19 protein-coding genes are annotated in these 22,314 nt (G+C 70.7%); 12 read left to right on the forward strand and 7 right to left on the reverse strand.

Annotation, left to right across the window (positions count from 1 at the left end; all coding sequences use genetic code 11):
* Positions 1-4: 4 nt before the first annotated feature.
* Positions 5-1,204, reverse strand: a complete 1,200-nt coding sequence (locus ACGG9C_RS03805) for an aminotransferase class I/II-fold pyridoxal phosphate-dependent enzyme (protein ID WP_194384994.1) — start codon at positions 1,202-1,204, stop codon at positions 5-7.
* 98 nt (positions 1,205-1,302) lie between these two features.
* Between ACGG9C_RS03805 and ACGG9C_RS03810 the strand changes: the two genes are divergently transcribed.
* Genes ACGG9C_RS03810 through ACGG9C_RS03820 form a run of 3 tightly spaced genes read left to right on the forward strand, consistent with a single transcriptional unit; the run spans position 1,303 to position 5,568 of the window.
* Entirely contained in the window at positions 1,303-2,793 is a 1,491-nt protein-coding gene (locus ACGG9C_RS03810; RefSeq protein WP_194384995.1) for a S1C family serine protease, read from the forward strand.
* A 40-nt stretch (positions 2,794-2,833) separates the two neighbouring features.
* Positions 2,834-4,111 (forward strand): CDP-glycerol glycerophosphotransferase family protein, encoded by a 1,278-nt coding sequence (locus ACGG9C_RS03815; protein WP_194384996.1) that lies wholly within the window; start codon positions 2,834-2,836, stop codon positions 4,109-4,111.
* Positions 4,108-5,568 (forward strand): CDP-glycerol glycerophosphotransferase family protein, encoded by a 1,461-nt coding sequence (locus ACGG9C_RS03820; protein ID WP_194384997.1) that lies wholly within the window; start codon positions 4,108-4,110, stop codon positions 5,566-5,568. Before ACGG9C_RS03815 ends, ACGG9C_RS03820 begins: the two co-directional genes overlap by 4 nt.
* 30 nt (positions 5,569-5,598) lie before the next feature.
* Here the strand turns inward: ACGG9C_RS03820 and ACGG9C_RS03825 are convergent, their stop codons facing one another.
* A complete protein-coding gene (locus ACGG9C_RS03825; RefSeq protein ID WP_071043370.1) occupies positions 5,599-6,624 on the reverse strand; it encodes a glycosyltransferase family 2 protein in 1,026 nt (341 codons plus the stop codon).
* A gap of 109 nt (positions 6,625-6,733) precedes the next feature.
* On the opposite strand from ACGG9C_RS03825, the gene ACGG9C_RS03830 reads away from it, so the two are divergent.
* On the forward strand, positions 6,734-7,999 hold the full coding sequence (locus ACGG9C_RS03830; protein WP_071042966.1) for a CDP-glycerol glycerophosphotransferase family protein: 1,266 nt from the start codon (positions 6,734-6,736) through the stop codon (positions 7,997-7,999).
* A gap of 6 nt (positions 8,000-8,005) precedes the next feature.
* On the opposite strand, the gene ACGG9C_RS03835 is transcribed toward ACGG9C_RS03830, so the two are convergent.
* Positions 8,006-8,935 (reverse strand): hypothetical protein, encoded by a 930-nt coding sequence (locus ACGG9C_RS03835; RefSeq protein WP_071042968.1) that lies wholly within the window; start codon positions 8,933-8,935, stop codon positions 8,006-8,008.
* Between the two features lie 84 nt (positions 8,936-9,019).
* Positions 9,020-9,712 carry an NTP transferase domain-containing protein gene (locus tag ACGG9C_RS03840; RefSeq protein WP_390178242.1) on the reverse strand — a complete coding sequence of 231 codons (693 nt, stop codon included), beginning with the start codon at positions 9,710-9,712 and terminating at the stop codon, positions 9,020-9,022.
* 398 nt (positions 9,713-10,110) lie between these two features.
* Between ACGG9C_RS03840 and ACGG9C_RS03845 the strand changes: the two genes are divergently transcribed.
* Genes ACGG9C_RS03845 through ACGG9C_RS03855 form a run of 3 tightly spaced genes read left to right on the forward strand, consistent with a single transcriptional unit; the run spans position 10,111 to position 13,253 of the window.
* The gene (locus ACGG9C_RS03845) at positions 10,111-11,394 is read left to right on the forward strand and encodes an ABC transporter ATP-binding protein (RefSeq protein WP_286717123.1); all 1,284 of its coding nucleotides are present in this window, start codon (positions 10,111-10,113) and stop codon (positions 11,392-11,394) included.
* A gap of 8 nt (positions 11,395-11,402) precedes the next feature.
* Complete coding sequence (locus tag ACGG9C_RS03850) at positions 11,403-12,935, forward strand: hypothetical protein (RefSeq protein WP_286717121.1); 1,533 nt, start codon at positions 11,403-11,405, stop codon at positions 12,933-12,935.
* A gap of 51 nt (positions 12,936-12,986) precedes the next feature.
* Complete coding sequence (locus ACGG9C_RS03855) at positions 12,987-13,253, forward strand: DUF3039 domain-containing protein (protein ID WP_071042973.1); 267 nt, start codon at positions 12,987-12,989, stop codon at positions 13,251-13,253.
* Between the two features lie 28 nt (positions 13,254-13,281).
* On the opposite strand, the gene ACGG9C_RS03860 is transcribed toward ACGG9C_RS03855, so the two are convergent.
* A complete protein-coding gene (locus tag ACGG9C_RS03860; RefSeq protein ID WP_390178243.1) occupies positions 13,282-14,613 on the reverse strand; it encodes a nicotinate phosphoribosyltransferase in 1,332 nt (443 codons plus the stop codon).
* Between the two features lie 58 nt (positions 14,614-14,671).
* Here ACGG9C_RS03860 and murI point away from each other — a divergent pair, with 58 nt between their 5' ends.
* The 4 genes from murI (at position 14,672) to ACGG9C_RS03880 (ending at position 17,889) form a co-directional block, all read left to right on the forward strand.
* Positions 14,672-15,490, forward strand: coding sequence for a glutamate racemase (gene murI, locus ACGG9C_RS03865; RefSeq protein WP_071042977.1), 819 nt, complete (start codon positions 14,672-14,674; stop codon positions 15,488-15,490).
* A gap of 25 nt (positions 15,491-15,515) precedes the next feature.
* Positions 15,516-16,265 (forward strand): ribonuclease PH, encoded by a 750-nt coding sequence (gene rph, locus ACGG9C_RS03870; protein ID WP_071042978.1) that lies wholly within the window; start codon positions 15,516-15,518, stop codon positions 16,263-16,265.
* Between the two features lie 13 nt (positions 16,266-16,278).
* On the forward strand, positions 16,279-16,890 hold the full coding sequence (gene rdgB / locus ACGG9C_RS03875) for an RdgB/HAM1 family non-canonical purine NTP pyrophosphatase (protein WP_390178244.1): 612 nt from the start codon (positions 16,279-16,281) through the stop codon (positions 16,888-16,890).
* 90 nt (positions 16,891-16,980) lie between these two features.
* A complete protein-coding gene (locus tag ACGG9C_RS03880) occupies positions 16,981-17,889 on the forward strand; it encodes a cation diffusion facilitator family transporter (RefSeq protein WP_390178245.1) in 909 nt (302 codons plus the stop codon).
* Between the two features lie 7 nt (positions 17,890-17,896).
* Here the strand turns inward: ACGG9C_RS03880 and ACGG9C_RS03885 are convergent, their stop codons facing one another.
* Positions 17,897-20,440 (reverse strand): ATP-dependent DNA ligase, encoded by a 2,544-nt coding sequence (locus tag ACGG9C_RS03885; protein WP_390178246.1) that lies wholly within the window; start codon positions 20,438-20,440, stop codon positions 17,897-17,899.
* A gap of 92 nt (positions 20,441-20,532) precedes the next feature.
* Between ACGG9C_RS03885 and ACGG9C_RS03890 the strand changes: the two genes are divergently transcribed.
* A complete protein-coding gene (locus ACGG9C_RS03890) occupies positions 20,533-21,429 on the forward strand; it encodes a Ku protein (protein ID WP_194385007.1) in 897 nt (298 codons plus the stop codon).
* Positions 21,430-21,458: 29 nt separating this feature from the next.
* On the opposite strand, the gene ACGG9C_RS03895 is transcribed toward ACGG9C_RS03890, so the two are convergent.
* Positions 21,459-22,271, reverse strand: a complete 813-nt coding sequence (locus ACGG9C_RS03895; protein WP_194385008.1) for a DedA family protein — start codon at positions 22,269-22,271, stop codon at positions 21,459-21,461.
* Between the last annotated feature and the right edge of the window lie 43 nt (positions 22,272-22,314).

The following is a 22,314-nucleotide window of genomic DNA, read 5'->3' on the forward strand; positions in this document are numbered from 1 at the left end:
GGGCTCAGCCCATCGCCGCCAGGCGCGCCCCGGCGTCGCGGATGACGTCTTCGCGCTTGCACGCCGCGAAGCGCACGAGCGTGGCATAGTCCGCGCGTCGTTCCGCTGTCACGAAAGCCGTGATCGGCACCGCGACGACGCCGGCCCTGTCGGGGAGGCTACGGCAGAATGCGTCGGCGTCAGTGGCGCCGACCGGCGCCGCGTCGGCGACGGTGAAGTAGGAGCCGGCCGGGGGTGAGACCGCGAGACCCGCCGCGGTGAGTCCCGCCCCCAGCAGATCGCGCTTGCGACGCAGGGTGTCCGCGATCCCCGTGAAGAAGGCGTCAGGCAGGCGCAGGCCGACGGCGATCGCCGGCTGGAACGGCGCGCCGTTGACATAGGTGAGGTACTGCTTGACGGTCATCGCGGCATCGATGAGGTCGGCCGGCCCGGTGGCCCATCCGATCTTCCACCCGGTGGCGGCGAAGGTCTTGCCCGCCGACGAGATCGCGACCGTCCGATCTCTTGCGCCCGGAAGCGAGTGGACGGGCGTGCGCCGGCCGTCGAGGACCAGGTGCTCGTACACCTCGTCGGTGACGATGATCGCGTCGTGCCGCTCCGCGAGAGCGACGACGTGCTCCAGCACGGTGCGGTCGAAGACGGTGCCGGTGGGGTTGTGCGGGTCGTTGATCAGGATGATGCGGGTGCGGTCGGTCACCGTGGCCGTCAGCTCGTCGAGGTCCGGCTGGAAGTGCGGCCACCGCAGCGGGACCGTCACCAAGCGTGCTCCGGCGAGCGCGACCAGCGCGGCGTAGGCGTCGTAGTAGGGCTCGAAGACGACGACCTCGTCGTCGGGGGAGTCGATGAGGGCCAGCAGCGTCGCCGCCAATCCCTCGGTCGCCCCGGCGGTCGCGATGACCTCGGTCGCCGGGTCGAACGCGACACCGTCGAACCTGCTGCGGTGCTCGGAGACAGCGGCAAGGAAGTCGGGAAAACCCCGCCCCGGCGGATACTGATTCACTCCGTCGGCGATCGCCTGCCTCGCCGCCTCGCGCACGGCAGCGGGCCCGTCCTCGTCGGGGAAGCCCTGCCCGAGGTTGATCGCGCCCGATTCGGCCGCCAGCACCGACATCTCGGCGAAGATGGTGGGGGAGGCGACGCCGTCCGCGCTCATGAGACCGGCGCCTCGAGCGGTGCGGCGCCACGCGCCGGGAATCTCTCGCATCGGGCCCACGCTACTCCCATAGAGGCATCCCATCTCCGCCATAGGCAACCCACAGACTCGCTCGGCATGGTTGTCAGCGCTAGGCAGAAGGAGCAGCAATGACCGAGAACCAGGGCGAGCGCCCCGAAGACCGCACCCCCGAGGAGCCGCAGGTCGGCGGCGAAGCCGTCTGGCAGCCGCCGCGTCCGACGACGCCGGCGAGCGAGGGCTACCCGCAGCCCGCTCGGCCTGCCGCCGGGCCTCAGGCGCCGGCACCGCAGGCGCAGATGCCGCAGACGCCGCAGACGAGCATCCCGCCGCGCCCCCAGGCGCCGTACGGACAGTACGCGTTCGGGCCGGGCGCGCCCACCGGCACGCAGCAGACGGTGCCGCTCGGGGATTCGGCCGCACCTGCCGGCCGGCAGAAGGTCGGCGCGGGCAAGGTCGTCGGCATCATGGTCGCCGCGGCGATCGTCGGAGGCGCGGCTGGTCTCGGCGGCGCATACGCCGGCGCCTCACTCTTCTCCACCTCGAGCGCGACCACGGTGGCGGGGCCGTCGACGGTGACCGTCAACGACACCGACGCGGTGAATCAGACCACCGGCATCGCGGCGAAGGTGGTGCCGAGCGTCGTGACGATCTCGGCGAGCAACGGCAGCACCGGGGGGACCGGTTCCGGTGTCGTGCTCAGCGAAGACGGCTACGTCGTGACGAACACGCACGTCGTGACCCTCGACGGTGCGACCGCGGACGCCACCATCACCGTCAGCACATCCGATGGTCGCGTATTCGACGCCGAGATCGTCGGAACCGACCCGATCTACGACCTCGCCGTGATCAAGCTCACCGACGCCGAAGCCCTCACCCCCATCGACTTCGCGTCGTCGGCCGACCTCAACGTCGGTGACACGACCGTCGCAGTCGGTGCACCGCTCGGCCTGTCGAACACGGTCACCACCGGCATCGTCAGCGCGCTCAACCGGTCGATCCAGATCGCCTCGTCCGCGGCGCCGGAGACGACCGAGGACGACACGCAGGACGACGGCAACGACCGCACTCCGCCCTTCTACTTCGACTTCGGCGACGAAGGGCAGCAGACCACGGCGACCGAGACGATTTCCATCGCCGTCATCCAGACCGACGCCGCGATCAACCCGGGGAACTCCGGTGGCGCGCTCGTCGACGACGAGGGGGCGCTCATCGGCATCAACGTCGCGATCGCCTCGGCCGGCAGCTCCGCCGAGGCCGGATCGATCGGCGTGGGCTTCTCCATCCCGTCCGACGTCGTGCAGCGCGTCACCGACGAGATCATCGCCGACGGGACCGCCACCCACGGCCTGCTCGGCGCGAGCGTGACGCCCGCCGCGTCGGTGGAAGGTGCGACGATCTCGGGTGCCTACCTCGCGGATATCTCCGCCGGCGGCGCCGCGGAGGGCGTCGGGCTGCAGGTCGGCGACATCGTCACCGCCTTCAACGGCGTGCCGATCACCGATGCCACCGATCTGACCGCGCAGGTGCGCGCCGCCGCCGGCGGCAGCGACGCGACGATCACCTTCGTGCGCGACGGGGAGACCCGCACGGTCGATGTGACCCTGGGCGAGCTCGGCTGAGCTCGCCGCACCGAGGACGCCGCCCCGCTAGGCTCGCGGGGTGGCGTCCTTCTCGTTCGGCGCGGGGAATGCGCGCAAGATCCTCAGCATCCCCCTCTATGTCCTTGGTCGCCTCGCCACCGCGGTGATCCCGCGAACCGCGGACCAGTGGGTCTTCGGATGCGCCGTCGGCGTCGCCGACGGCGCGTGGGCGCTGTGGAACGCGGCCGGTGGCGATCTGCAGGGTCGCGCGACGTGGCTGGTCGCCGACGACGTCGAGGCGGCGGAGGCGACCCGACGGGGGATCCCGTGGGTGCGCAAGAACTCGCCGACCGGCTTCTGGCGCACCGCGCGAGCCCGCGTCGTCGTGATCACCCACGGCTTCGGCGACGTCCAGCGTTACGCCGTGTCCGGAGCTTTCGTCGTCCAGCTGTGGCACGGCATCCCGCTCAAGCGCATCGGTCTGGATTCCCCGGTCACCACGCGCAGCCGCATCCTGCCCGGCTCGCGACTCGTGCGGGGGATGCTCGCGCGGATGTATCGGAGTGCGACCCGCCGCATCCGGGTCCTCCCGGCCGCCTCCCACCGCGTGCGGGGCCGGCTCGAATCGGCGTTCGGGCTGCCGGATGAGCGTGTGCCGGTGACCGGGGAGCCCCGGGTGGACGTGCTGTCGGCAGGGCGACCCGACGACCGTCGACGGCAGGCCCGGGCCGCGCTCGCCGCCGTGAGCGGGCACGAGGTGGCCCGACACCGGGTGCTGTATGCGCCGACGTGGCGCGACGGTGACCCCGACCCGGCGGTGCCCGACGAGGGGGAGTGGCACCTCATCGCCGAAGTGCTGGAGCGTCATGACGCCGTGCTCTACGTGCGATCGCATCCCCTGGGCGCAGGCGACTACGTTCCGCCCCCCGGCGCTGCCGGCCGGCGCGTGCGCCCGCTCGGTGCCGACCTCGTACGCGACGTGACGCCGCTTCTGGCGGGGTTCGACACCCTGGTCACCGACTACTCCTCGCTCGTGTTCGACTCCTCGCTCGTTCCGCTGCCCGTCGTCTTTCTCGCGCCCGACGTGCATCGATACGCTGCGGAGCGTGGTTTCTACGGCTCCTACCGCGACGTCGCGGGGGATGACGTCGCCGGCACATGGGAGCAGGCCGTCGCACAGATCGACGCCGTTCTCGGTGATCCGGCCGAACGCGCCCGACGCATCGAGTGTGCCAGGCAGATCGACGTGCGGGTGCACGCGTTCCGAGACGGCGGGAACGCCGCGCGGGTGTACCGTGCCATTCTGACCGCCCTCGCCGACGAGCCGCCTTCCGGATCGAGAAAAGGACCCCGATGACCCAGGCCCGCTTCGACACCGGCGAGCGTCCCGCTCTCGTGCTGACAGGGACGGGAGCGCGCCCGCGCTCCGTCGATCTCGTGGGCAGTCGCGCCCGCACGAGCGCGCGGCTCACCGGTCGTGGCACGACGTGGCGCGCCGTCGTGCCGCTCACCGCCGCACGGTGGGGCGGCCCGGATCTCCCGCTTCCCTCCGGCGAGTACCGCCTGACGATCGCGCCCGCCGAGCCCGAGTCGAGCCAGGAGCGGACGCCGCTCGAGGAGCTCCCGGTCACGCAGCTCGGCGGTCTTCGCGCGCAGCTCGTGCAGGACATCGTGACCGTGGGCCCGCCGATCGATCCGGCGTACGACTCTGGTGAGGGGCAGGACGCGCTCGAGCGCCGGTACGCGACGCGCCCGGGGGGCCTGGAGAACGCGGTGTTCTTCGAGAGCTTCTATGGCCGCAACGCCGGCTGCAATCCGCTCGCCATCGATCGTGAGCTCGCCCGCCGAGCGCCCGGTGTCACCCGCTACTGGAGCGTCGTGGACCTGTCGGTGCGCGTGCCGGACGGCGCCATCCCGGTCGTCGAGGGCAGTCCCGAGTGGTGGCGAGCACGCGGGCACAGCCGGCTGCTCGTGATCAACGACTGGCTGCGCCGACGATTCGTGCGCGAGCGCGGCCAGGTCGTGCTGCAGACCTGGCACGGCACGCCGTTGAAGCGCCTCGCGCTGCACCGCCCGGGCTTCGATCCGCGGCGCATGGCGGCGGTGTTCAAGGAGTCGCGGCGCTGGAACGTGCTGCTCGCCCAGAACCCCTACGCCGCGAAGGTGCTCGGCAAGGCCTACGCCTTCCTCACCCGTCCGCTCTGGGTGGAGGGGTATCCGCGCAACGACGTCCTCGTGCACGGAGACGACGGTCGCACGCGCGCCGCTCTCGGGATCGGTGCCGAGGAGCGAGTGCTCCTCTACGCGCCCACCTGGCGCGACGACCGCCGCGAGATCGTCGACTTCATCGATCCCGTCGCGCTCGCCTCCGACACCGACGCGGTCGTGCTCGTGCGCGGCCACTCCCGCACGCTTCAGCCGGGACGCGATGCGGAGGGCCCGCGCGTGATCGACGTGACGGGATACCCGGACACCTCCGGGCTGCTGTCGGCGGCGGACGCGCTCATCACCGACTACTCCTCCGTCATGTTCGACTTCAGCGTCACCGGAAAGCCCATGTACTTCCTCGTGCCCGACCTCGAGCGATATCGCGGCGAGCTGCGCGGCTTCTACTTCGACCTGGCCGAGCGCGCGCCCGGTCCGCTCGTGCGGTCGCAGGACGACCTGGTCACGGCTCTGCTGCGCGACGACATCCAGGAGTTCGCCGAGCGCTACGCGGTGTGGCAGCAGACGTTCAATGCGCGGGACGACGGCCACGCGGCCGAGCGCGTGGTCGACCGCATCCTCGACCAGGGGTTCGTCGAGGTCGCCTGAGACACCCGGATCAGGCCTGAGTCAGCCGGCTCAGGGAAGAGGCGTGTTGCGCCCGCCGAGCCGCGAGGTGTCGACCGTGTCGTCGGCGCCACGCGCCGTGCCGACGAGGAACCCCGCACCCCACGCGAGGTGCATCGTGGGGATCACCGCGAGGGTCCACAGCTTGTCCCGCCAGCCGTCGCCCCCGCCGCGGCCGGCGGCGACGACGGCGATGAGACCCGCGTACGCGAGCACGGGCAGGTACACGACCGCCGCGACCCAGGCCCAGATGCCGGTGAGGATGCGCGTGAGCTGCAGCACGCCGACGAGGACGGCGCCCGCCAGCGTGGCCACCAGGGCGGGCGGTGCGAAGAAGCGCAGCGAATTGGTCCGCCCGTAACGACGCACGAGCTCACCGCGCCAGCGACCGGTCGCGAAGAACTGACGCACCAGCCGCGGCCAGCTGTCGCGCGGCCAGTACGTCACGGCCAGTTCCGGGTCGAACCAGACGCGGTGGCCGGCGCGTCTGATGCGCAGGTTCAGCTCCCAGTCCTCGCCTCGGCGAATGGACTCGTCGAACAGGCCGACCTCCTCGAGCACGTCGCGACGCATGACACCGAGGTAGGCGGACTCCGCCTCTCCCTCCCGGGCTCCGCCGTGATACGCGCCGCCGCCGAGGCCGATGGGGGAGTTGTACGCACGCGCGACGGCGCGCTGGAACGGCGTGCGCCCGTCCGCGCGCATGACCCCGCCGACATTGGCGGCACCGACCCGCCTGAGGGTGGCGAGCGCGCGCACGGTGTATCCCGGCTCCAGCTCCGAATGCGCGTCGACGCGAACGATGATCGGGTGCGAGCCGGCACGGATCGCGAGATTCAGGCCCACGGGGATGTCGGCATCCGGATTGTGCACGATGCGCACCCGCGGATCCTCCGCCGCGAGCTCCGCCGCGACCTGCTCGGTCCCGTCGGAGGAGGGGGCGAGGGCCAGGATGAGCTCCACGGGACCGGGGACCTCCTGTGCCAGCACCGAAACGACGGCCCGCCGCAGGTAGGCGCGCTCGTTGAGGACCGGCATGACGAAGGTCACGCCGCCGGTGTCGGACACCTGCGGCGCATCCTCGCGCCCGGGCCGGTGGACATGCACCCGACGATCATGTCATGCGCCGCCTGGGTAGGCTGGAGGAGTGAGTGTGGTGACGGACGCGCGCAAGGCGATCGCTCTCCTCCGCAAGGCCGTCGCTCAGCGGCGCGCCGTGCGCGATGTGCGTCGGCGTGTGGCGGCGTCTGCGCCGCATCCTCCCCACCACTACCGCGTGGCCGTCTACTTCGCAGACGGCGACGTGAACATGTATCAGATGCGTCAGTGGTACAAGCCGCTGGCCGACCTGGCCGCGACGTGGCCGGTCGTCGTGCTGAGCCGTGCCGTCACCGGCGCATCGGCACTGCTGGCCGACGGCGCCCTGCCGGTCGCCTTCGTGCCGACGGTGCGTGATCTCGAGGCGTTCATCGCCGACCAGGACATCCGCGTCGTGCTGTACGTGAACCAGAACACCCGCAACTTCCAGATGTTCCGCTACGGGCGCCGCTGGCACGTGTTCATCAATCACGGCGAGTCCGACAAGATGTACATGACGACCAATCAGTTCAAGGCATACGATTACGCGCTGGTCGCGGGGGACGCGGCGCGGGAACGCCTGTCGCGCGTGCTGTGGGACTACGACCTCGATCGGCGCACCATCGAGATCGGCCGCCCGCAGGCCGACCACTACTCCGGAGACACCCCGTACGTCCCGGATGACCGCACGGTCGTGCTGTACGCGCCGACGTGGGAGGGCGACCGCCCTTCGGCGCACTACGGCTCCGTGCTCACGCACGGGGAGGCCCTCGTCACAGCGCTGCTGCGCACCGGCCGTCACCGCGTCATCTACCGTCCGCATCCGCGCTCGGGTGTCGTCGACCCCGACTACGGCGCCGCGAACCGTCGCATCATCGCCGCACTCGCCGAGGCCAATGAGGCCGACCGCGCGGCGGCGCACGTCTTCGACGACGGTCCGGACCTCGGCTGGCAGCTCGCTGCGGCCGACGTCGCCGTCGTCGACATCTCGGCGATGGTCTACGATCGGCTCGCGGCCGACAAGCCGCTGCTGGTGACGCGGCCCGTCGATCCCCAGGCCGCCGTCGACTCCCACGGCTACCTTTCGGCATGCGAGTGGCTCGATGCGCCGCGTGCCTCGCACATCGTCGAGCAGACCGATCGGGTGCTCGCCGACCCGGAGGCCGTCGCCCGGCTCGAGCACTGGGTGCGCCACTACTTCGGCGACACGGCGCCCGGGGCCGCGACGGCGCGGTTCCACGCCGCGATCGCTCAGCTGATGGACCGGTGGAGCCGGTGGGACAGCGAAGCGGCTCCCGAGGAGCCGGACACCGACGAGGCGGACCTCGACGACTGATCGAGATCAGACCGGCTCAGCCGTGTCCTCCTCGCCGGAGTCGAGCTCACGGGATCCCTTGCCGCGGGTGAGGGCTCCACGCACGGCGGAGGCGCCGCGTGCCGTTCCCCCGGTGATCGCGTCGCTCACACGGCGGATGCGGCGGCCCGCCTGATACTCCAGGCGCGTCGCGCCGGGGAGGGGCTCGAGCTGGGGCGGCAGCGTGAACGGCGCATCCGGAAACGCGCGACGCGCGTTCGTGAGCACGCGTCTGCCGAGGATGTTGTTCCCGGCGCCGCCGACGGCTGCGCCGATGCCGAAGGGCAGGGCCTTGCCGATCCAGGAGGCTCCGCCCCGGGCGGCGAACTGGCGCACGAACGTGGACTTCAGGCGATCGACGAGTGGACCGACGGCGGCGCGTGGCAGCGTCTGCGTGATCATCTGCCCCCAGTAGCGATCCCGCGCCGGCCCCTTGCCGGCCGCCTGGTTCGCCAGCTGGGCGACGAGGTCGACGCCCTCCTGGCCCAGCATGAGCGTCAACACGAGAGCTCGCGCCCTATCGGGGTCGGACACCGGGATGCCGTGCACCTCGGCCACCGACTGCGCGAACAGGGCGGTCGCCTCGAGGAAACCGACAGTCTCGACCCCGCTGAGCGCGAGCGTCACCCCGGTCCCGATGCCGGGGATGACGGCCGTTGCTCCGACGGCCGCGCCGCCGGTGGTCACCGCAGCGAGGTAGCGGCGCTCGAGCATCCGGATGATGTGATCGGGGGGCGCATCCGGGTGGCGCAGCCGAATGCTGCGCAGGTGCGCCAGGACCGCCGGACGCTGGATGGCGAGCACCCGGTCCAGCGCGCGGATCGTGTGCGGGTGCTCGTCGGAGCCCACGGGTGGCAGCCCGCCGTCCCAGGGGGCTTCCTCGGACAGTGAGTGGATGCGGTGCACCTTGTCGGACATCACCGCGATCCTAGATCGACGGGCTGAGTCCGAGCCGGAAACGTCCCGGCCGGGCCGAAACCCGGTCGGGACGGGCATCGGCGATCAGACGAAGAGATTCGCCCGCTCGAGGTCCTCGGCGAAGTCGATCTCCACCGCATACAGATCGGAGATGTCCAGCGGCGCCACGCGCACGCCGTCCTCGGCGATCGCGAGTTCGAGGCCGCGCTCGAAGTAGTCCTGATCGTCCACGCGCTGCAGCTGGCGCATGAACGCCTTCTTGTCGTGCGAGGAGATGTAGTTGATCCCGACGGCCTCGCCGATACCTCCGCGCACCGTCTTGGACAGCTCGTCGATGTGGCCGTCGGCGGCGACGGTGTACTTGACCTCTTCGTCGCTCACCTTGGAGGTGTTGACGGTGACGAACGAGCGGTCGGCCTCGATCAGAGCGACCGCGCGGCCGAGCACGCGGGGGTCGAAGACGACGTCGCCGTTCATCCACAGCACACCCGAGCGGCCGGTTTTGCCGAGGCCGCGCAGCAGGCTCTTGGACGTGTTCGTCTGGTCGTAACTGTCGTTGTAGACGTAGTCGGCCTCGGGGAAGGCCTCCACGATGCTCTCGGCGCGGTAGCCGACCACCGTGGTCACGCGCGCGTCGGATCCGAACGCGGCGCGGATGTTGTCGTGCTGCTGCCGCATGATGGAGCGTCCGTCGGACAGCTGCGTCAGCGGCTTGGGCAGGCTGCGGCCGAGCCGCGAGCCCATTCCGGCCGCGAGGATCACGATCTGAGTCGTCACGATTGAGTCTCCTGGAGTGTTGGTTCACCGTCGGTTCACCGACGCGACACCCCGTTGTGCCTTGAGCATGGTAGCGAGATCGCCTGAGAACGCGCAGAATCCCTGGCCACCGTGTCCTATTCGTGATATACCGCATCGATGGCGGCGCGCGACGGTGCGAATCGTCTGAACGTGTCGCTCGCGGGGCCGGTGGCGCGCGGCGGGGTTGATACCTTTGATCGGTGACAGCATCGCTGCCCATGCCGGGGGAATCCAATACGCCGCACAACGGCGTTCGAGGTGCGGGCGCTCGCGACAGTGGTGCACTCATCTCCCTCCCGCCCAAACCTCCGCTTCCGCCGGTGGGTCCCCGGACCGATCCGGGTCCGCCGCCGCCGCTGCCGCCGGACCTTCGGGATGTGTCCACTCCCGCCCCGGAGACGGACGCTCTGATCATCCCGCCGCGCCCGCCGATGCCGACGGCGCCGATGGACGACACGGTCGAGGCCGGGAAGGATCTTGCCGTCCCCGAGGCCGATCCGGTCGTCGACGAGGACGACATCGACGACCTCCTCGACGAGGACGACATCGACGAGGACGGGACCGAGCTCCTTGATGATCCCGTGGCCGGGGAGCACACTCTGGTGGATGACGAGCCGGCACCGCTCGACGACATCGAAGACGGGTCGGACGACGAGGAATCGGTCGCAGACGAGTCGGACGACGACACTGATGTCGAGGGCTCGGCGAGCGCCGAAGACCTGCTCGTCGACGACGAAGACGACGTCGCGACGGACGACGCCGATCCGGACGTCGTGGATTCGGATCCGGCCGCGGCGGATCTCATCGATCCGGACCCTGTCGAGGCTGACGCACCGGCCACCGGCATCGCCGCTGTCACCGACATCGTGTCCTCGGTCATGGCGGAGGACGAGCCCGCCTCGGACGCGGCGCTCGCTCTGCGGGGAGTCACCAAGGTGTTCGGTCAGACGCGTGCCGTCGACGGGATCGATCTGACCGTCCCCGCGGGAACGTTCTACGGCCTCGTCGGGCCCAACGGCGCCGGCAAGACGACCACGTTGTCGATGATCGCGGGCCTCCTGCGGCCCGACCGCGGCGAGATCAGCGTGAACGGCGTCGACGCCGTCACCGATGCCGTGCGAGCCAAGAGCATGATGGGCGTCCTCCCCGATCGACTCCGCACCTTCGACCGTCTCACCGGTCGTCAGCTGCTGTACTACTACGGCGTGCTGCGCGGGCTGTCGCCGTCGGTCGTCGAGTCGCGCACCGCCGATCTCGCGCGCGCGTTCGACCTCACCGACGCACTCGGCCGCGTCGTGTCCGACTATTCCGTGGGCATGTCGAAGAAGGTCATGCTCGCCGGCGCGCTCATCCACTCGCCGCGCGTGCTGGTGCTGGACGAGCCCTTCGAGTCGGTCGATCCCGTCTCGAGCTCGGTCATCCTCGACATCCTCGGCACCTACGTCGATCACGGCGGCACCGTCATCCTCTCCAGCCACGGCATGGACCTCGTGGAGCGCGTCTGCAGCCGGGTCGCGGTGATCGTGGCCGGACAGGTGCTCGCCGAAGGGACCATCGACGAGGTGCGCGGCGAATTGACGCTCGAGCAGCGCTTCGTCGAACTCGCCGGCGGGCTCAGCGACGTGGAAGGCCTCGAGTGGCTGCACACCTTCTCCGACTGAGGCTCGCGATGATGCTCGGCGCTCTGCGCGGCGAGCCCCGCCACATCGTCCGCATGACGGCCGGCCTGCTCGTGCTCACGGCGGCCGTGGTCGCCGCGTGCTGGGCCCTGACGACGATCGAGGATGCGACCCCCGAGGCGTTCGCAGCCGTGGCCGTCATGGGGGGCGCGGCGATCACGCTCGGCTTCGCCCTGGCTCCGGTCGTGACCGGTTCGCCGGACCCGCTCGACCCGCGCCGGTTCGGGGTGCTGGGACTGTCGCCTCGCCGTCTTGCCGGTGTGCTCGCGGTGCTGGGGGCGGTGTCCGTCCCCGTGTTCGCGGTGCTGGCGCTGGCGACGACGACGGCGACGGTGTGGGAATCTCTCGGCGCACCCGTCTGGGCCGGCATCCTCTCGGTCGTGCTGATCATCGCCACATGCGTGATGCTCGCCCGCGTGGCGATGGCGCTGACGTCGATGTTCCTCCGCGAGCGGCGCTCGCGCGAGCTGTCGAGCGTGCTCGTCGTCGGGATCCTCGTCGTGGTCGTCCCGGTCGTCGTCTTCCTCGCCTCACTGGAATGGCAGGGAAGCGTGCCGGTGCAGCTCACCGAAGCGGTGCGTGTGCTGGCTCTCACCCCGGTCGGCGCCGCGTGGGCGCTTCCGGGGGCCGTGGTCGCCGGCGAGAGCGTCGCACTCACGGTGGTCGTGGCGGTCGCGACGCCCGTCCTGCTCGGTGCGGCATGGCTGGGTCTGGTCACCCGCATCCTCACCACGACCGAGCGGCCGGTCTCGGTCAAGGAGCGCGGGGGTCTGGGATGGTTCACCGTCGCCCCGGGCACCCCCACCGGCGCCGTCGCCGCCCGGAGCCTGGTCTACTGGCTGCGGGACCCGCGCCATATCGTCAACGTGATCGTCATCCCGGTCGCGGCCGCGATCCTCATCGTTCCGCTGCTCCTCGCGGGCGTGCCGGCTCATCTCGTCGCGCTCGTGCCGGTGCCGATCGTCGCGCTGTTCCTCGGCTGGCTCCCTCACAACGACCTCGCCTACGACTCGACCGCTGTGTGGATGCACATCGCCAGCGGCATTCACGGTGCCGCCGATCGCATCGGCCGGCTCGTGCCGGTGGTGCTCCTGGGGGTGCCGCTGCTGGCGATCGGTATCCCGGTCGCAGTGTCGCTGCACGGGCGCTGGGCGATCCTGCCGGCGATGGTGGGCGTGTGCGCGTCGCTGTTCCTCTGCGGGCTCGGTCTGTCGAGCATCGCCTCGGTGCTCGGCCCCTACCCCGTCTCCCGACCCGGCGACAGCCCGTTCCAGCAGCCGCAGCGTACCGGGCCGAGCGGCGTGCTGTCGCAGTCCCTCGTGATGCTCGGGTCGATCGGGCTCAGCGCGCCCGTGCTGTGGTGGTCGTGGCTGGCTCTCGGCGGTGACCTCGCCTCGGCCGAGCTGGCCCTGTGGTGGGGCGTCGGAATCGGCGTGGGCGTGCTGGTGATCGGCGTGGCCGTCGGCGGCGGGGTCTTCCGCCGCCGCGGCAGCCGGATCATGGAGTTCGCCGAGGCGAGCTGAGTCGGTTCCGACCCGGCCGCAGCGGGCGGCGCGGCGGTACACTGGCTCACCATGAGCACCCCTCTCGACAGTCCCGACCAGGGCGGTCTGGCGACACTCGACCGCGAGCTCGAAGAGCTCATCCGCGAGGAGAGCGTCGAGCCGGGCGATCATGAGCGGTTCTCGCACTACGTCAAGAAGGACAAGATCCTCGAATCGGCGCTCACCGGCAAGCCGGTGCGTGCCCTGTGCGGCAAGAAGTGGACACCGGGCCGCGACCCGGAGAAGTTCCCGGTCTGCCCGCAGTGCAAGGAGATCTACGAGGGCCTCAACGGCTGACGCCTCGCGGCCGGGCCGGCGCGCTCGGTCAGTCCGCGTCGACGTAGACCGTGGGAATCGCCGGATCGGACCGGCTGAGGGCCAGTGCGGCCTGCGGCAATTCCGCACGCGCGCGCAGGTGATGCTCCCGTGCCGCGGACACGCCTTCAGCGCCGAGCGCCGCGTGATCCGGCTGGCCGTGGTCGATGAGCGTCGCCTGGAGCGTGCGTGATCCCGGGTGCTCGGCACCCGTGTCGAGCTCGTCGAACCCGTCGCTCACGGCGATGAGCTCGGCGCTGGCGACTTCGTGCTCGAGGGTGCGGAAGGCCGCCTTGCGGCCGCCTTGCGACCCTTTCGCGGATGAGGTCTTCGCCACCGGGACCCACCCGCCCGCAGCGTCCTGCCGCGCCACGAGCTTGTAGACCATTCCCGCCGTCGGAGTACCGGAGCCGGTGACCACCGACGTGCCCACGCCGTAGGCGTCGACGGGACTGGCCGCGAGCGCCGCGATGGCGAACTCGTCGAGGTCGCTGGTGACGGTGATGCGCGTGTTCGTCGCGCCCAGCTCATCGAGGTGACGACGCACCTGCGCAGCCATGTCGGGAAGGTCGCCGGAATCGATGCGGACCCCGCCGAGCCCGGTGCCGGCCACGCGGACGGCCGTCTCGACCCCTGTCCGGATGTCGTACGTGTCGATGAGCAGGGTCGTGCCGGTGCCGAGTGCGGCGATCTGCGCGCGGAAGGCGTCCTCCTCGCTGTCGTGCAGGAGCGTCCACGAGTGTGCCGCGGTGCCCATCGTCGGGACACCCCACGCGCGCCCGGCCTGCAGATTGCTCGTGGCCCCGAACCCGGCGATGTGCGCGGCACGTGCGGCCGCCACCGCCGACTGCTCCCCGGCGCGGCGCGATCCCATCTCAGCGAGGGGTCGCGACCCGGCGGCGATGCTCATGCGCGCGGCGGCCGTGGCCACTGCCGAGTCGTGGTTGAGCACGGAGAGGGCGAGGGTCTCGAGGATGACCGCCTCGGCGAACGAGCCCTCGACGGTGAGCACGGGCGAGCCCGGGAAGTACAGCTCGCCCTCTCGGTATCCGGTCACGGTGCCGGAGAACGTGTAGTCCTCGAGCCACCGGACGGTCGAGGCATCCACGATGTGCTCATCGCGCAGGTACCGCAGCTCGTCGTCGCCGAAGCGGAAGTCTCGGATGAGGTCGAGCAGGCGGCCGGTGCCGGCGACGACCCCGAACCGGCGCCCCGCGGACAGTCGCCGGCTGAACACCTCGAACACGCAGCGGCGGTGGGCGGTGCCGTCGCGGAGGGCGGCATCGAGCATCGTCAGCTCGTAGCGGTCGGTGAGCAGGGCGGTGCTGTCGCGGGCGCGCATGATCGCCAGCCTAGCCACGCCGCGGCGGGCCGGCCGTCGGCGGGTAGGCTGGTCGATCGTGGACGACGCGCCGATCGGGATCTTCGACTCCGGAGTGGGCGGACTGACCGTCGCCCGGGCGGTCTCGGCGCTGCTGCCGCGGGAGTCGATCCTCTACATCGGCGACACCGCGCGCTCGCCGTACGGCCCGAAGCCCATCGCCGACGTGCGCCGCTACGCCCTGGAGATCCTCGACACCCTCGTCGAGCAGGGGGTGAAGATGCTCGTCATCGCGTGCAACACCGCGTCGGCGGCGATGCTCCGCGATGCGCGCGAGCGCTACGACGTTCCCGTGGTGGAGGTGATCGGTCCCGCGGTGCGCACGGCGATGTCGACCTCGCGAAACGGCCGCATCGGCGTGATCGGAACCGCCGGCACGATCGCCTCCGGCGCCTATCAGGACATGCTCGAGGTCAATGAGCGGCTCACGGTGTTCGCGCAGGCGTGTCCGCGCTTCGTGGAGTTCGTCGAGCGGGGGGTGACGGACACCCCGGAGGTGCTCGCTGTCGCCGAGCAGTACCTTTCGCCACTGCGGCACGCGGGCGTGGACACCCTCGTGCTGGGCTGCACGCACTATCCGTTCCTCGAGGGCGCCATCAGCTACGTGATGGGGCCCGACGTCTCGCTGGTCTCGAGCGACACCGAGACCGCCAAGGACGTCTATCGCCAACTCGTCGGCCGCGATCTGCTGGCCGGCCCCGACGCGGTCGCCCGTCACCTGTACGAGGCGACCGGATCATCCGCCGACGACTTCGTCGATCTCGCGCACCGTCTCATGGGTCGCGAGGTGCGCGACGTGCGTCTCGTGCAGACCGGCGCCATCGATCTGCCCCGCTGAAGACCAACCGCATCCGAGGAGGAACATGACCGACATGACCCGTGCCGACGGCCGCACCGTCGACCAGCTGCGCCCGATCACCATCGAACGCGGATGGTCGACACAGGCCGAGGGGTCCGCTCTCATCTCGTTCGGGGGGACCAAGGTGCTGTGCACCGCGTCGTTCACCAACGGCGTGCCGCGCTGGCTGACGGGCAAGGGCAAGGGGTGGGTCACCGCCGAGTACGCGATGCTGCCGCGCGCGACCAACGAGCGGAACAGCCGCGAGAGCGTGAAGGGGAAGATCGGGGGGCGCACCCACGAGATCTCGCGCCTGATCGGCCGCGCCCTTCGCGCCGTGGTCGACACCAAGGCGCTGGGCGAGAACACCATCGTGATCGACTGCGACGTGCTGCAGGCCGACGGCGGCACCCGCACCGCCGCGATCACCGGCGCCTACGTGGCACTGGCGGATGCGATCGAGTGGGGCCGTGAGAAGAAGTTCGTCGCCCAGCGCTCGAACGTCCTGTTCGACTCGGTGTCGGCGGTGTCGGTCGGCATCATCGACGGCACGCCCATGCTCGACCTGGCGTACGTCGAAGACGTGCGCGCCGAGACCGACATGAACGTCGTCGTCACCGGGCGAGGTCTCTTCGTCGAGGTGCAGGGCACCGCGGAGGGGGCGCCGTTCGACAAGCGCGAACTCGACCAGCTCCTCGAGCTGGGTGTCGCCGGATGCGCCGAGCTGCGCGACCAGCAGGTGTCGGTGCTCGACGGCGCCGGACAGCCGCGCTGAGCGGGCGCCGGGAATGGCAGCGCCGAGCGCCGGCCGCATCGTGCTGGCCACGCACAACCCGCACAAGGTCGAGGAGTTCCAGGCGATCGTCGCCGAGGCGCGGCCGGATCTCGAGGTCGTCGCGTACGACGGACCCGAGCCGGTCGAAGACGGCGTCACGTTCGCCGAGAACGCGCTGATCAAGGCGCGTGCGGCGAGCATCCACACCGGGCTCCCGGCCCTCGCCGACGACAGCGGCATCTGCGTCGACGTGCTGGGCGGTTCACCGGGGGTGTTCTCGGCCTACTGGGCGGGGCACGCGAAGGATGCCGGAGCGAACCTGGCGCTGCTGCTGGACCAGCTCTCCGACGTCGCGGATCTGCATCGCGCGGCGCAGTTCGTCTCGACCATCGCGCTGGTCATCCCCAGCGGTTCGGAACAGACCGTCGCCGGCGTCTGGCCCGGGCGCCTCGCGACCGAAGCGGCCGGCGTGGGGGGATTCGGATACGATCCGGTCTTCATCCCCGATGGGCAGGACCGCTCGGCCGAGCGGACGGTTGCGGAGTGGTCGGCCGCGGAGAAGAACGCGGTATCGCACCGTGCGCGCGCGTTCGCGGCCCTCCTGCCGCTGCTCGTCGCCGTCTGATCGGTCCGGGGGCAGGAATGAGAACCGGCATCGTTCCCGACTTCAGGTGGATGCGTGTCGGCGGCGAGGGCGCGTCCTAGCCTGGGATGCATGCACGATCATGCCCCCGGGCTCCGGGGCGCGAGCAATCGCCGCCTGCTGACCCTGTCGCTGATCATCACCGCGTCGGTGATGATCGTGCAGATCGTCGGCGCCGCGCTCACCGGCTCCCTCGCGCTCCTCGCCGACGCGGGGCACATGTTCGCCGACACCGCGGCCCTCGTCATCGCTCTCCTGGCGAGCATCGTCGCCGCGCGGCCGGCCAACGATCGACGAACCTTCGGCTATCAGCGGGCCGAGGTGCTCGGGGCCCTCATCAACGGCGTGATCCTCATCGCGCTGTCGGCATGGATCGCCGTCGAGGCGGCGACGCGCCTCGTGGGCCCGGACGATCACGAGGTCGCCGGTGGGCTGATGCTCGTCGTGGCGGTCGTCGGCCTCATCGCCAACGCGATCGCGATGTGGCTCCTGAGTGCGGCGCAGCGCCACAGCATCAACGTGAGGGGCGCCTACCTCGAGGTGCTCGGCGACCTCATCGGATCGGCGATGGTCATCGTCGCCGCGATCGTCATCGTCACCACGGGCTGGACCGGCGCCGACGCCCTCGCCTCCCTCGCGATCGCCGCCCTCATCATCCCGCGCGCGATCGGGCTGCTGCGCGAAGTCGCCTCGGTGCTGAGCGAGGCGGCGCCGGCCGACATCCATGTCGCCGAGATCCGGGAGCACATCCTGCGCACACCGGGCGTGACCGCCGTGCACGATGTGCACGTGTGGCAGCTCACCCGCGGCGCACCCGTGTTCAGCGCGCACGTGGTGGTCGACGACGTCTGCCTTCGCGACGGTCGTGGCCCGGCCATCCTCGCCTCGCTCCAGACCTGCCTCGCCGACCACTTCGACGTCGAGCACTCCACGTTCCAGCTCGAGCCCGCCGATCACGTCGAGCACGACGCGCACGCCTGACCCGGTCTCAGGAGTCCTCGCGCCGCACCTCGGCCGGCGACTTGTCAGGGCGCAGGCCGCGCCAGCGCGCGTGGCGGAGGATCCCCCCGGGAGTGAACTCGGCGAACTCCACCTCGCCGACCACGTGCGGCGACACCCATTGCGCGTCGCGGGCGTCAGCGGCCGGGACGCCCACGAACGGATCGGCGTCGGTGCGCCGGGGGAGGAGCTCTTTCTCCAGTCGCGCCAGCGTCGCGTCGGAGAACCCGGATCCGACGCGGCCCGCGTAGCGCAGACCGTCGTCGCCGGGGATGCCGACCAGGAGCGACCCGATGCGGCCGCTCCGACCGCCCCTGCCCGGCCGGATGCCGCCGATGACGACCTCCTGCGTGCGGGTGAGCTTCACCTTCAGCCACGACTCGCTGCGCGGGCCGCGGCGGTAGCGGGAGGCCGGATCCTTCACGACCACCCCCTCCAGGCCGAATCGCTCTGCGGCGGCGAGAGCCGCATCCACGTCGTCGAAGACCGGCGGCACGCGCAGCGGCGACGCTGCGTCGCCGGCGATGCTCTCCAGCAGCTCCCGCCGAGCCGACAGCGGCAGGTCGGACACGTCGCGATCATCGAGGGAGAGCAGGTCGTAGAGATACCACTGCACCGGCGTGCGCGCCGCCTCCCGGGCGATCTCGCGCCGGTCGGTGAGGTTGATGCGACTCTGCAGCAACGGGAAGCTCGGTCGTCCGGATTCGTCCAGCGCGACGACCTCGCCGTCGATGATCGCCGGCACCGGCCCGAGGTCGGGCGGTGCCGCCGTGAGCTCCGGGTAGGTCGCCCTGATGTCGGCGCCGCTGCGTGCACGCAGCAGGAGGGAACGGCCGTCCCAGATGCCGAGTGCGCGCACGCCGTCCCACTTCAGTTCCGCCCACGCGGAGCCCCCCGGGTCGGCCCAGCGTCGCGCAGCCTGCCGAGCGATGGCGGGCGTTGCGTTGACGGCGAGCATCGGTCGCAGGGCGCTCGAGTCCGGCGCGGCGCCCGACCTCTTGTCCGCATGTCCCGCTTTCCGTCCTTTCGCCGTGGTCTTCGCCGCAGTTTTCGGGACATGCTCGGCGGGGGTGGGGCCTTCCGCGTCGGCGATCAGGTGCGCGTGGTCGGCTGGCTCGACGGGTGCACCCTCGGCCTGCGGTCGGCCGACGGCATCCGTCTTCATGCGGTGCAGCAGCCAGGTGGACTTCTCACCCTCACCGTCCGTGCGGATCAGAGCCAGGCGCACGTCACCGAGGGGGCCGTCATCGCGGCCGCGGGCGGTGAAGATGACCTCGTCGTCGCGCCACTTCTCCAGCTCGTAGTGACCGGTGTCCCACACCGTCATCGTGCCGGCACCGTACTCGCCCTTCGGAATGACGCCGCGGAAGTCGAGGTACGACAGCGGGTGGTCCTCGGTCATCACCGCGAGGTTGTTGCGTGCGTGGGTGTGGGGAACTCCGCGCGGCACCGCCCAGCTCACGAGCACGCCGTCGCGTTCGAGGCGGAGATCCCAGTGCAGCCGGGACGCGTGGTGCTCCTGGATGACGAATCGAGGCTGCGCGCGCGGATCGGACGGCTCCCCGGCGGGATGCTCGGGCACGGGCTCCGGTGTGCGTGACGCGGAACGCTTGGCGATATAGGCCGTGAGCGGCGCGCGGGACGGACGCGGATCGAGGGCGACGAGGGGATCGCCCAGCCGGTCCACGCGACGCAGCACCTCGTCGAAGGTCAGATGCGAGAGCTTCGGATCGTCGAGTTCCTCCCACGTGCGAGGCGCGGCGACCGTCGGGTGAGCACGTCCCCGAAGCGAGTAGGGTGCGATGGTCGTCTTCGCGGCGTTGTTCTGGCTCCAGTCGATGAACACGCGACCCGCACGCTCCGCCTTCGCCATCTGGCTGACGACGAGGCCGGGGTGGTCCGCCTCGATCGCCCGGGCGAGTTCCCGAGCCACGCCGGAGACCTGCTCGCTCGACCAGGCGCCGTCCACGTGCGCGTAGAGGTGGATGCCCTTACTGCCGCTCGTCACCGGGAAGGCCTTGAGCCCCATGCCATCGAGGATGTGCCGCGCGTGCCGAGCGACCTCAGCACACTCGGCGAGACCAACGCCCGGACCGGGGTCGAGGTCGAGAACGATGCGGTCGGGAGTGCCGCGCTGGCCGTCGGCGTCGAAGCGCCACTGGGGCACGTGGAGCTCCAGGCTCGCGACCTGGGCGAGGTAGACGAGGGTCGGCACGTCGGCGATGAGCGGATAGTCTTTCGGGCCGCCCGAGTGGGCGATGGGCAGGCGCCGCACCCACGCGGGGGCGCCCGGTTCGAGGTCCTTCGCGAAGAACGAGGTCCCGGGGTGGGCCTCGGTGCCGACGCCGTCCGGCCAGCGCTTGCGGGTGACCGGGCGTCCGGCCACGTGCGGCAGGAGCACGTCAGCCACGCGCGTGTAGTAGTCGATCACCTCGCCCTTGGTGGTGCCGGTGGCGGGATACAGCACTTTGTCGAGGTTCGTCATTCGCAGACGGCGGCCGTCGATGCGCACCAGCTGTTCCGCCCCGGCCATGGCCTCAGGTTAGTGCGGGAAGTCCTCCGCACGGCCCGCCCGCCGTCCGCAAGGGGTGGCAGCGAGCCCTGTGACGGGTGTGTACTGGTGTGGTGAGAGCCATCTGGAAGGGCGCGCTGACCTTCGGCCTGGTCAATGTTCCGGTCAAGGTCTACTCGGCGACCGAAGACCACGACGTGCCGCTGCATCAGGTGCACAACGCCGACGGCGGACGCATCCGCTACCAGCGCATCTGCGAGATCGACGGCGAGGTCGTTCCGTACGCCGACATCGACCGCGCCTACAACGACGGCGAGAAGACCGTGATCCTCACCAAGGCGGACTTCGATGCGCTGCCGAGCGAGCGCAGTCGAGAGATCGACGTGGTCGAGTTCGTGCCGAGCGAGCAGGTCGACCTGCTGACGCTCGACAAGGCGTACTACCTCGAACCGGACTCGGCCTCGCCGAAGGCGTACGTGCTGCTGCGGAAGACCCTCGAGCAGACCGACCGCACCGCGATCGTGCGTTTCTCGCTCCGGCAGAAGACGCGCCTGGCGGCGCTCCGTGTGCGCGGTGAGGTGCTGGTGCTCCAGACGCTGCTGTGGGCGGACGAAGTGCGGGAGGCGTCCTTCCCGGCGCTCGACGAATCCGTCAGGATCTCGGCGAAGGAGCTGGAGATGTCCGCCGCTCTCGTCGACAGCTTCGCGAGCGATTTCGACCCGGAGGAGTTCGAAGACGAGTATCAGGCCGAGCTGCGCACGCTCATCGATGCGAAGCTCGAGCAGGGCGACGCCGTCGACACCGCGGAGACCTTCGGTGAACGCGACGACGACGCTTCCGGCGGCGAGGTGATCGACCTCATGGAGGCCCTTCGGGCGAGCGTGGAGAAGTCGCGCGCCGCGCGGTCGGCGACCACGGCGGGTACGAAGGCATCGAAGGAGTCGGACGGCGAGGGGTCGGCTGCGCCGCCGAAGAAGAAGCCCGCGAAGAAGTCGGCCAAGGCGTCGTAGCCGCCATCCCCGCGGCTCCCGCGCGTGGGTCAGCGCCCGGGGGCGTCGGGATCGTCGTGGTCGTGACGGCGCGCGCTCTCGCCGTAGCGGTCCGGGTGGTCGAAGACGTCGTGCTCGAGCACGAGGTGGCGGGCTTCGTCTTCGTCGGTGACGACGTCCTCTCCTGCCTCGGCAGCTCGTCGCGCCTTCCGGCGCTGCTGCACGTAGTGGGTCGCGACGAAGGTGACGGTCCCGAGCACGGCGACGAGCAGGATGACGTCGATGTAGTCCGCGACGATCTGGCCGACTCCGGGGATGAGACTGATGCCGTATCCGAAGACGGTGAGCCCGAAGCCCCACAGCACCGCGCCGATGAGGTTGTAGAGCGTGTAGGTCCACTTGTTCATGTGCCCCACACCCGCGGCCACCGGCGCGAAGGTGCGGACGATGGGCACGAAGCGCGCCAGGATGATCGTGAGCCCGCCGAACCGCTCGAAGAACGCGTTCGTGCGCTCGACGTTCTTGACGCTGAAGAAGCCGGATTCCTTGCGCTCGAAGATGCGGGGGCCGGCCTTGTGCCCGATGAGATAGCCGACCTCGCCGCCGAGGAACGCCGCCAGGCCGATGAGGAGTCCGACGAGCCAGACGTTCACGCCGAAGACGCCGTGGGGCGGATGCGCGGTGGGATTCGACAGCAGGCCGGCCATGATGAGCAGCGTGTCGCCGGGGAGGAGGAACCCGACGAGCAGGCCGGTCTCGGCGAACACGATCCCGCACACCACGAGGAGCGCCCAGGGACCGGCTGCGTCGATGATCGCGGCAGGGTCGAGGAAGGGGATCAGTGCTGCGGGTCGGAGATCCAAGGAAGTCCCAGCGTCGGAACGGCTTCGGTCAGGGCGTGCGAGG

This window comes from Microbacterium sp. MTN4-26 (assembly GCF_042846595.1).
Lineage (GTDB): Bacteria > Actinomycetota > Actinomycetes > Actinomycetales > Microbacteriaceae > Microbacterium > Microbacterium luteum.

Excerpts from the sequence above, each read along its gene's own strand:
- ACGG9C_RS03805 (WP_194384994.1), bottom strand. The coding sequence starts at position 1,204 with ATGCGAGAGATTCCCGGCGCGTGGCGCCGCACCGCTCGAGGCGCCGGT.
- ACGG9C_RS03810 (WP_194384995.1), top strand. The coding sequence starts at position 1,303 with ATGACCGAGAACCAGGGCGAGCGCCCCGAAGACCGCACCCCCGAGGAG.
- ACGG9C_RS03820 (WP_194384997.1), top strand. The coding sequence starts at position 4,108 with ATGACCCAGGCCCGCTTCGACACCGGCGAGCGTCCCGCTCTCGTGCTG.
- ACGG9C_RS03825 (WP_071043370.1), bottom strand. The coding sequence starts at position 6,624 with ATGCCGGTCCTCAACGAGCGCGCCTACCTGCGGCGGGCCGTCGTTTCG.
- ACGG9C_RS03835 (WP_071042968.1), bottom strand. The coding sequence starts at position 8,935 with ATGTCCGACAAGGTGCACCGCATCCACTCACTGTCCGAGGAAGCCCCC.
- ACGG9C_RS03850 (WP_286717121.1), top strand. The coding sequence starts at position 11,403 with ATGATGCTCGGCGCTCTGCGCGGCGAGCCCCGCCACATCGTCCGCATG.
- ACGG9C_RS03855 (WP_071042973.1), top strand. The coding sequence starts at position 12,987 with ATGAGCACCCCTCTCGACAGTCCCGACCAGGGCGGTCTGGCGACACTC.
- ACGG9C_RS03860 (WP_390178243.1), bottom strand. The coding sequence starts at position 14,613 with ATGCGCGCCCGCGACAGCACCGCCCTGCTCACCGACCGCTACGAGCTG.
- rph (WP_071042978.1), top strand. The coding sequence starts at position 15,516 with ATGACCGACATGACCCGTGCCGACGGCCGCACCGTCGACCAGCTGCGC.
- rdgB (WP_390178244.1), top strand. The coding sequence starts at position 16,279 with ATGGCAGCGCCGAGCGCCGGCCGCATCGTGCTGGCCACGCACAACCCG.
- ACGG9C_RS03880 (WP_390178245.1), top strand. The coding sequence starts at position 16,981 with ATGCACGATCATGCCCCCGGGCTCCGGGGCGCGAGCAATCGCCGCCTG.
- ACGG9C_RS03885 (WP_390178246.1), bottom strand. The coding sequence starts at position 20,440 with ATGGCCGGGGCGGAACAGCTGGTGCGCATCGACGGCCGCCGTCTGCGA.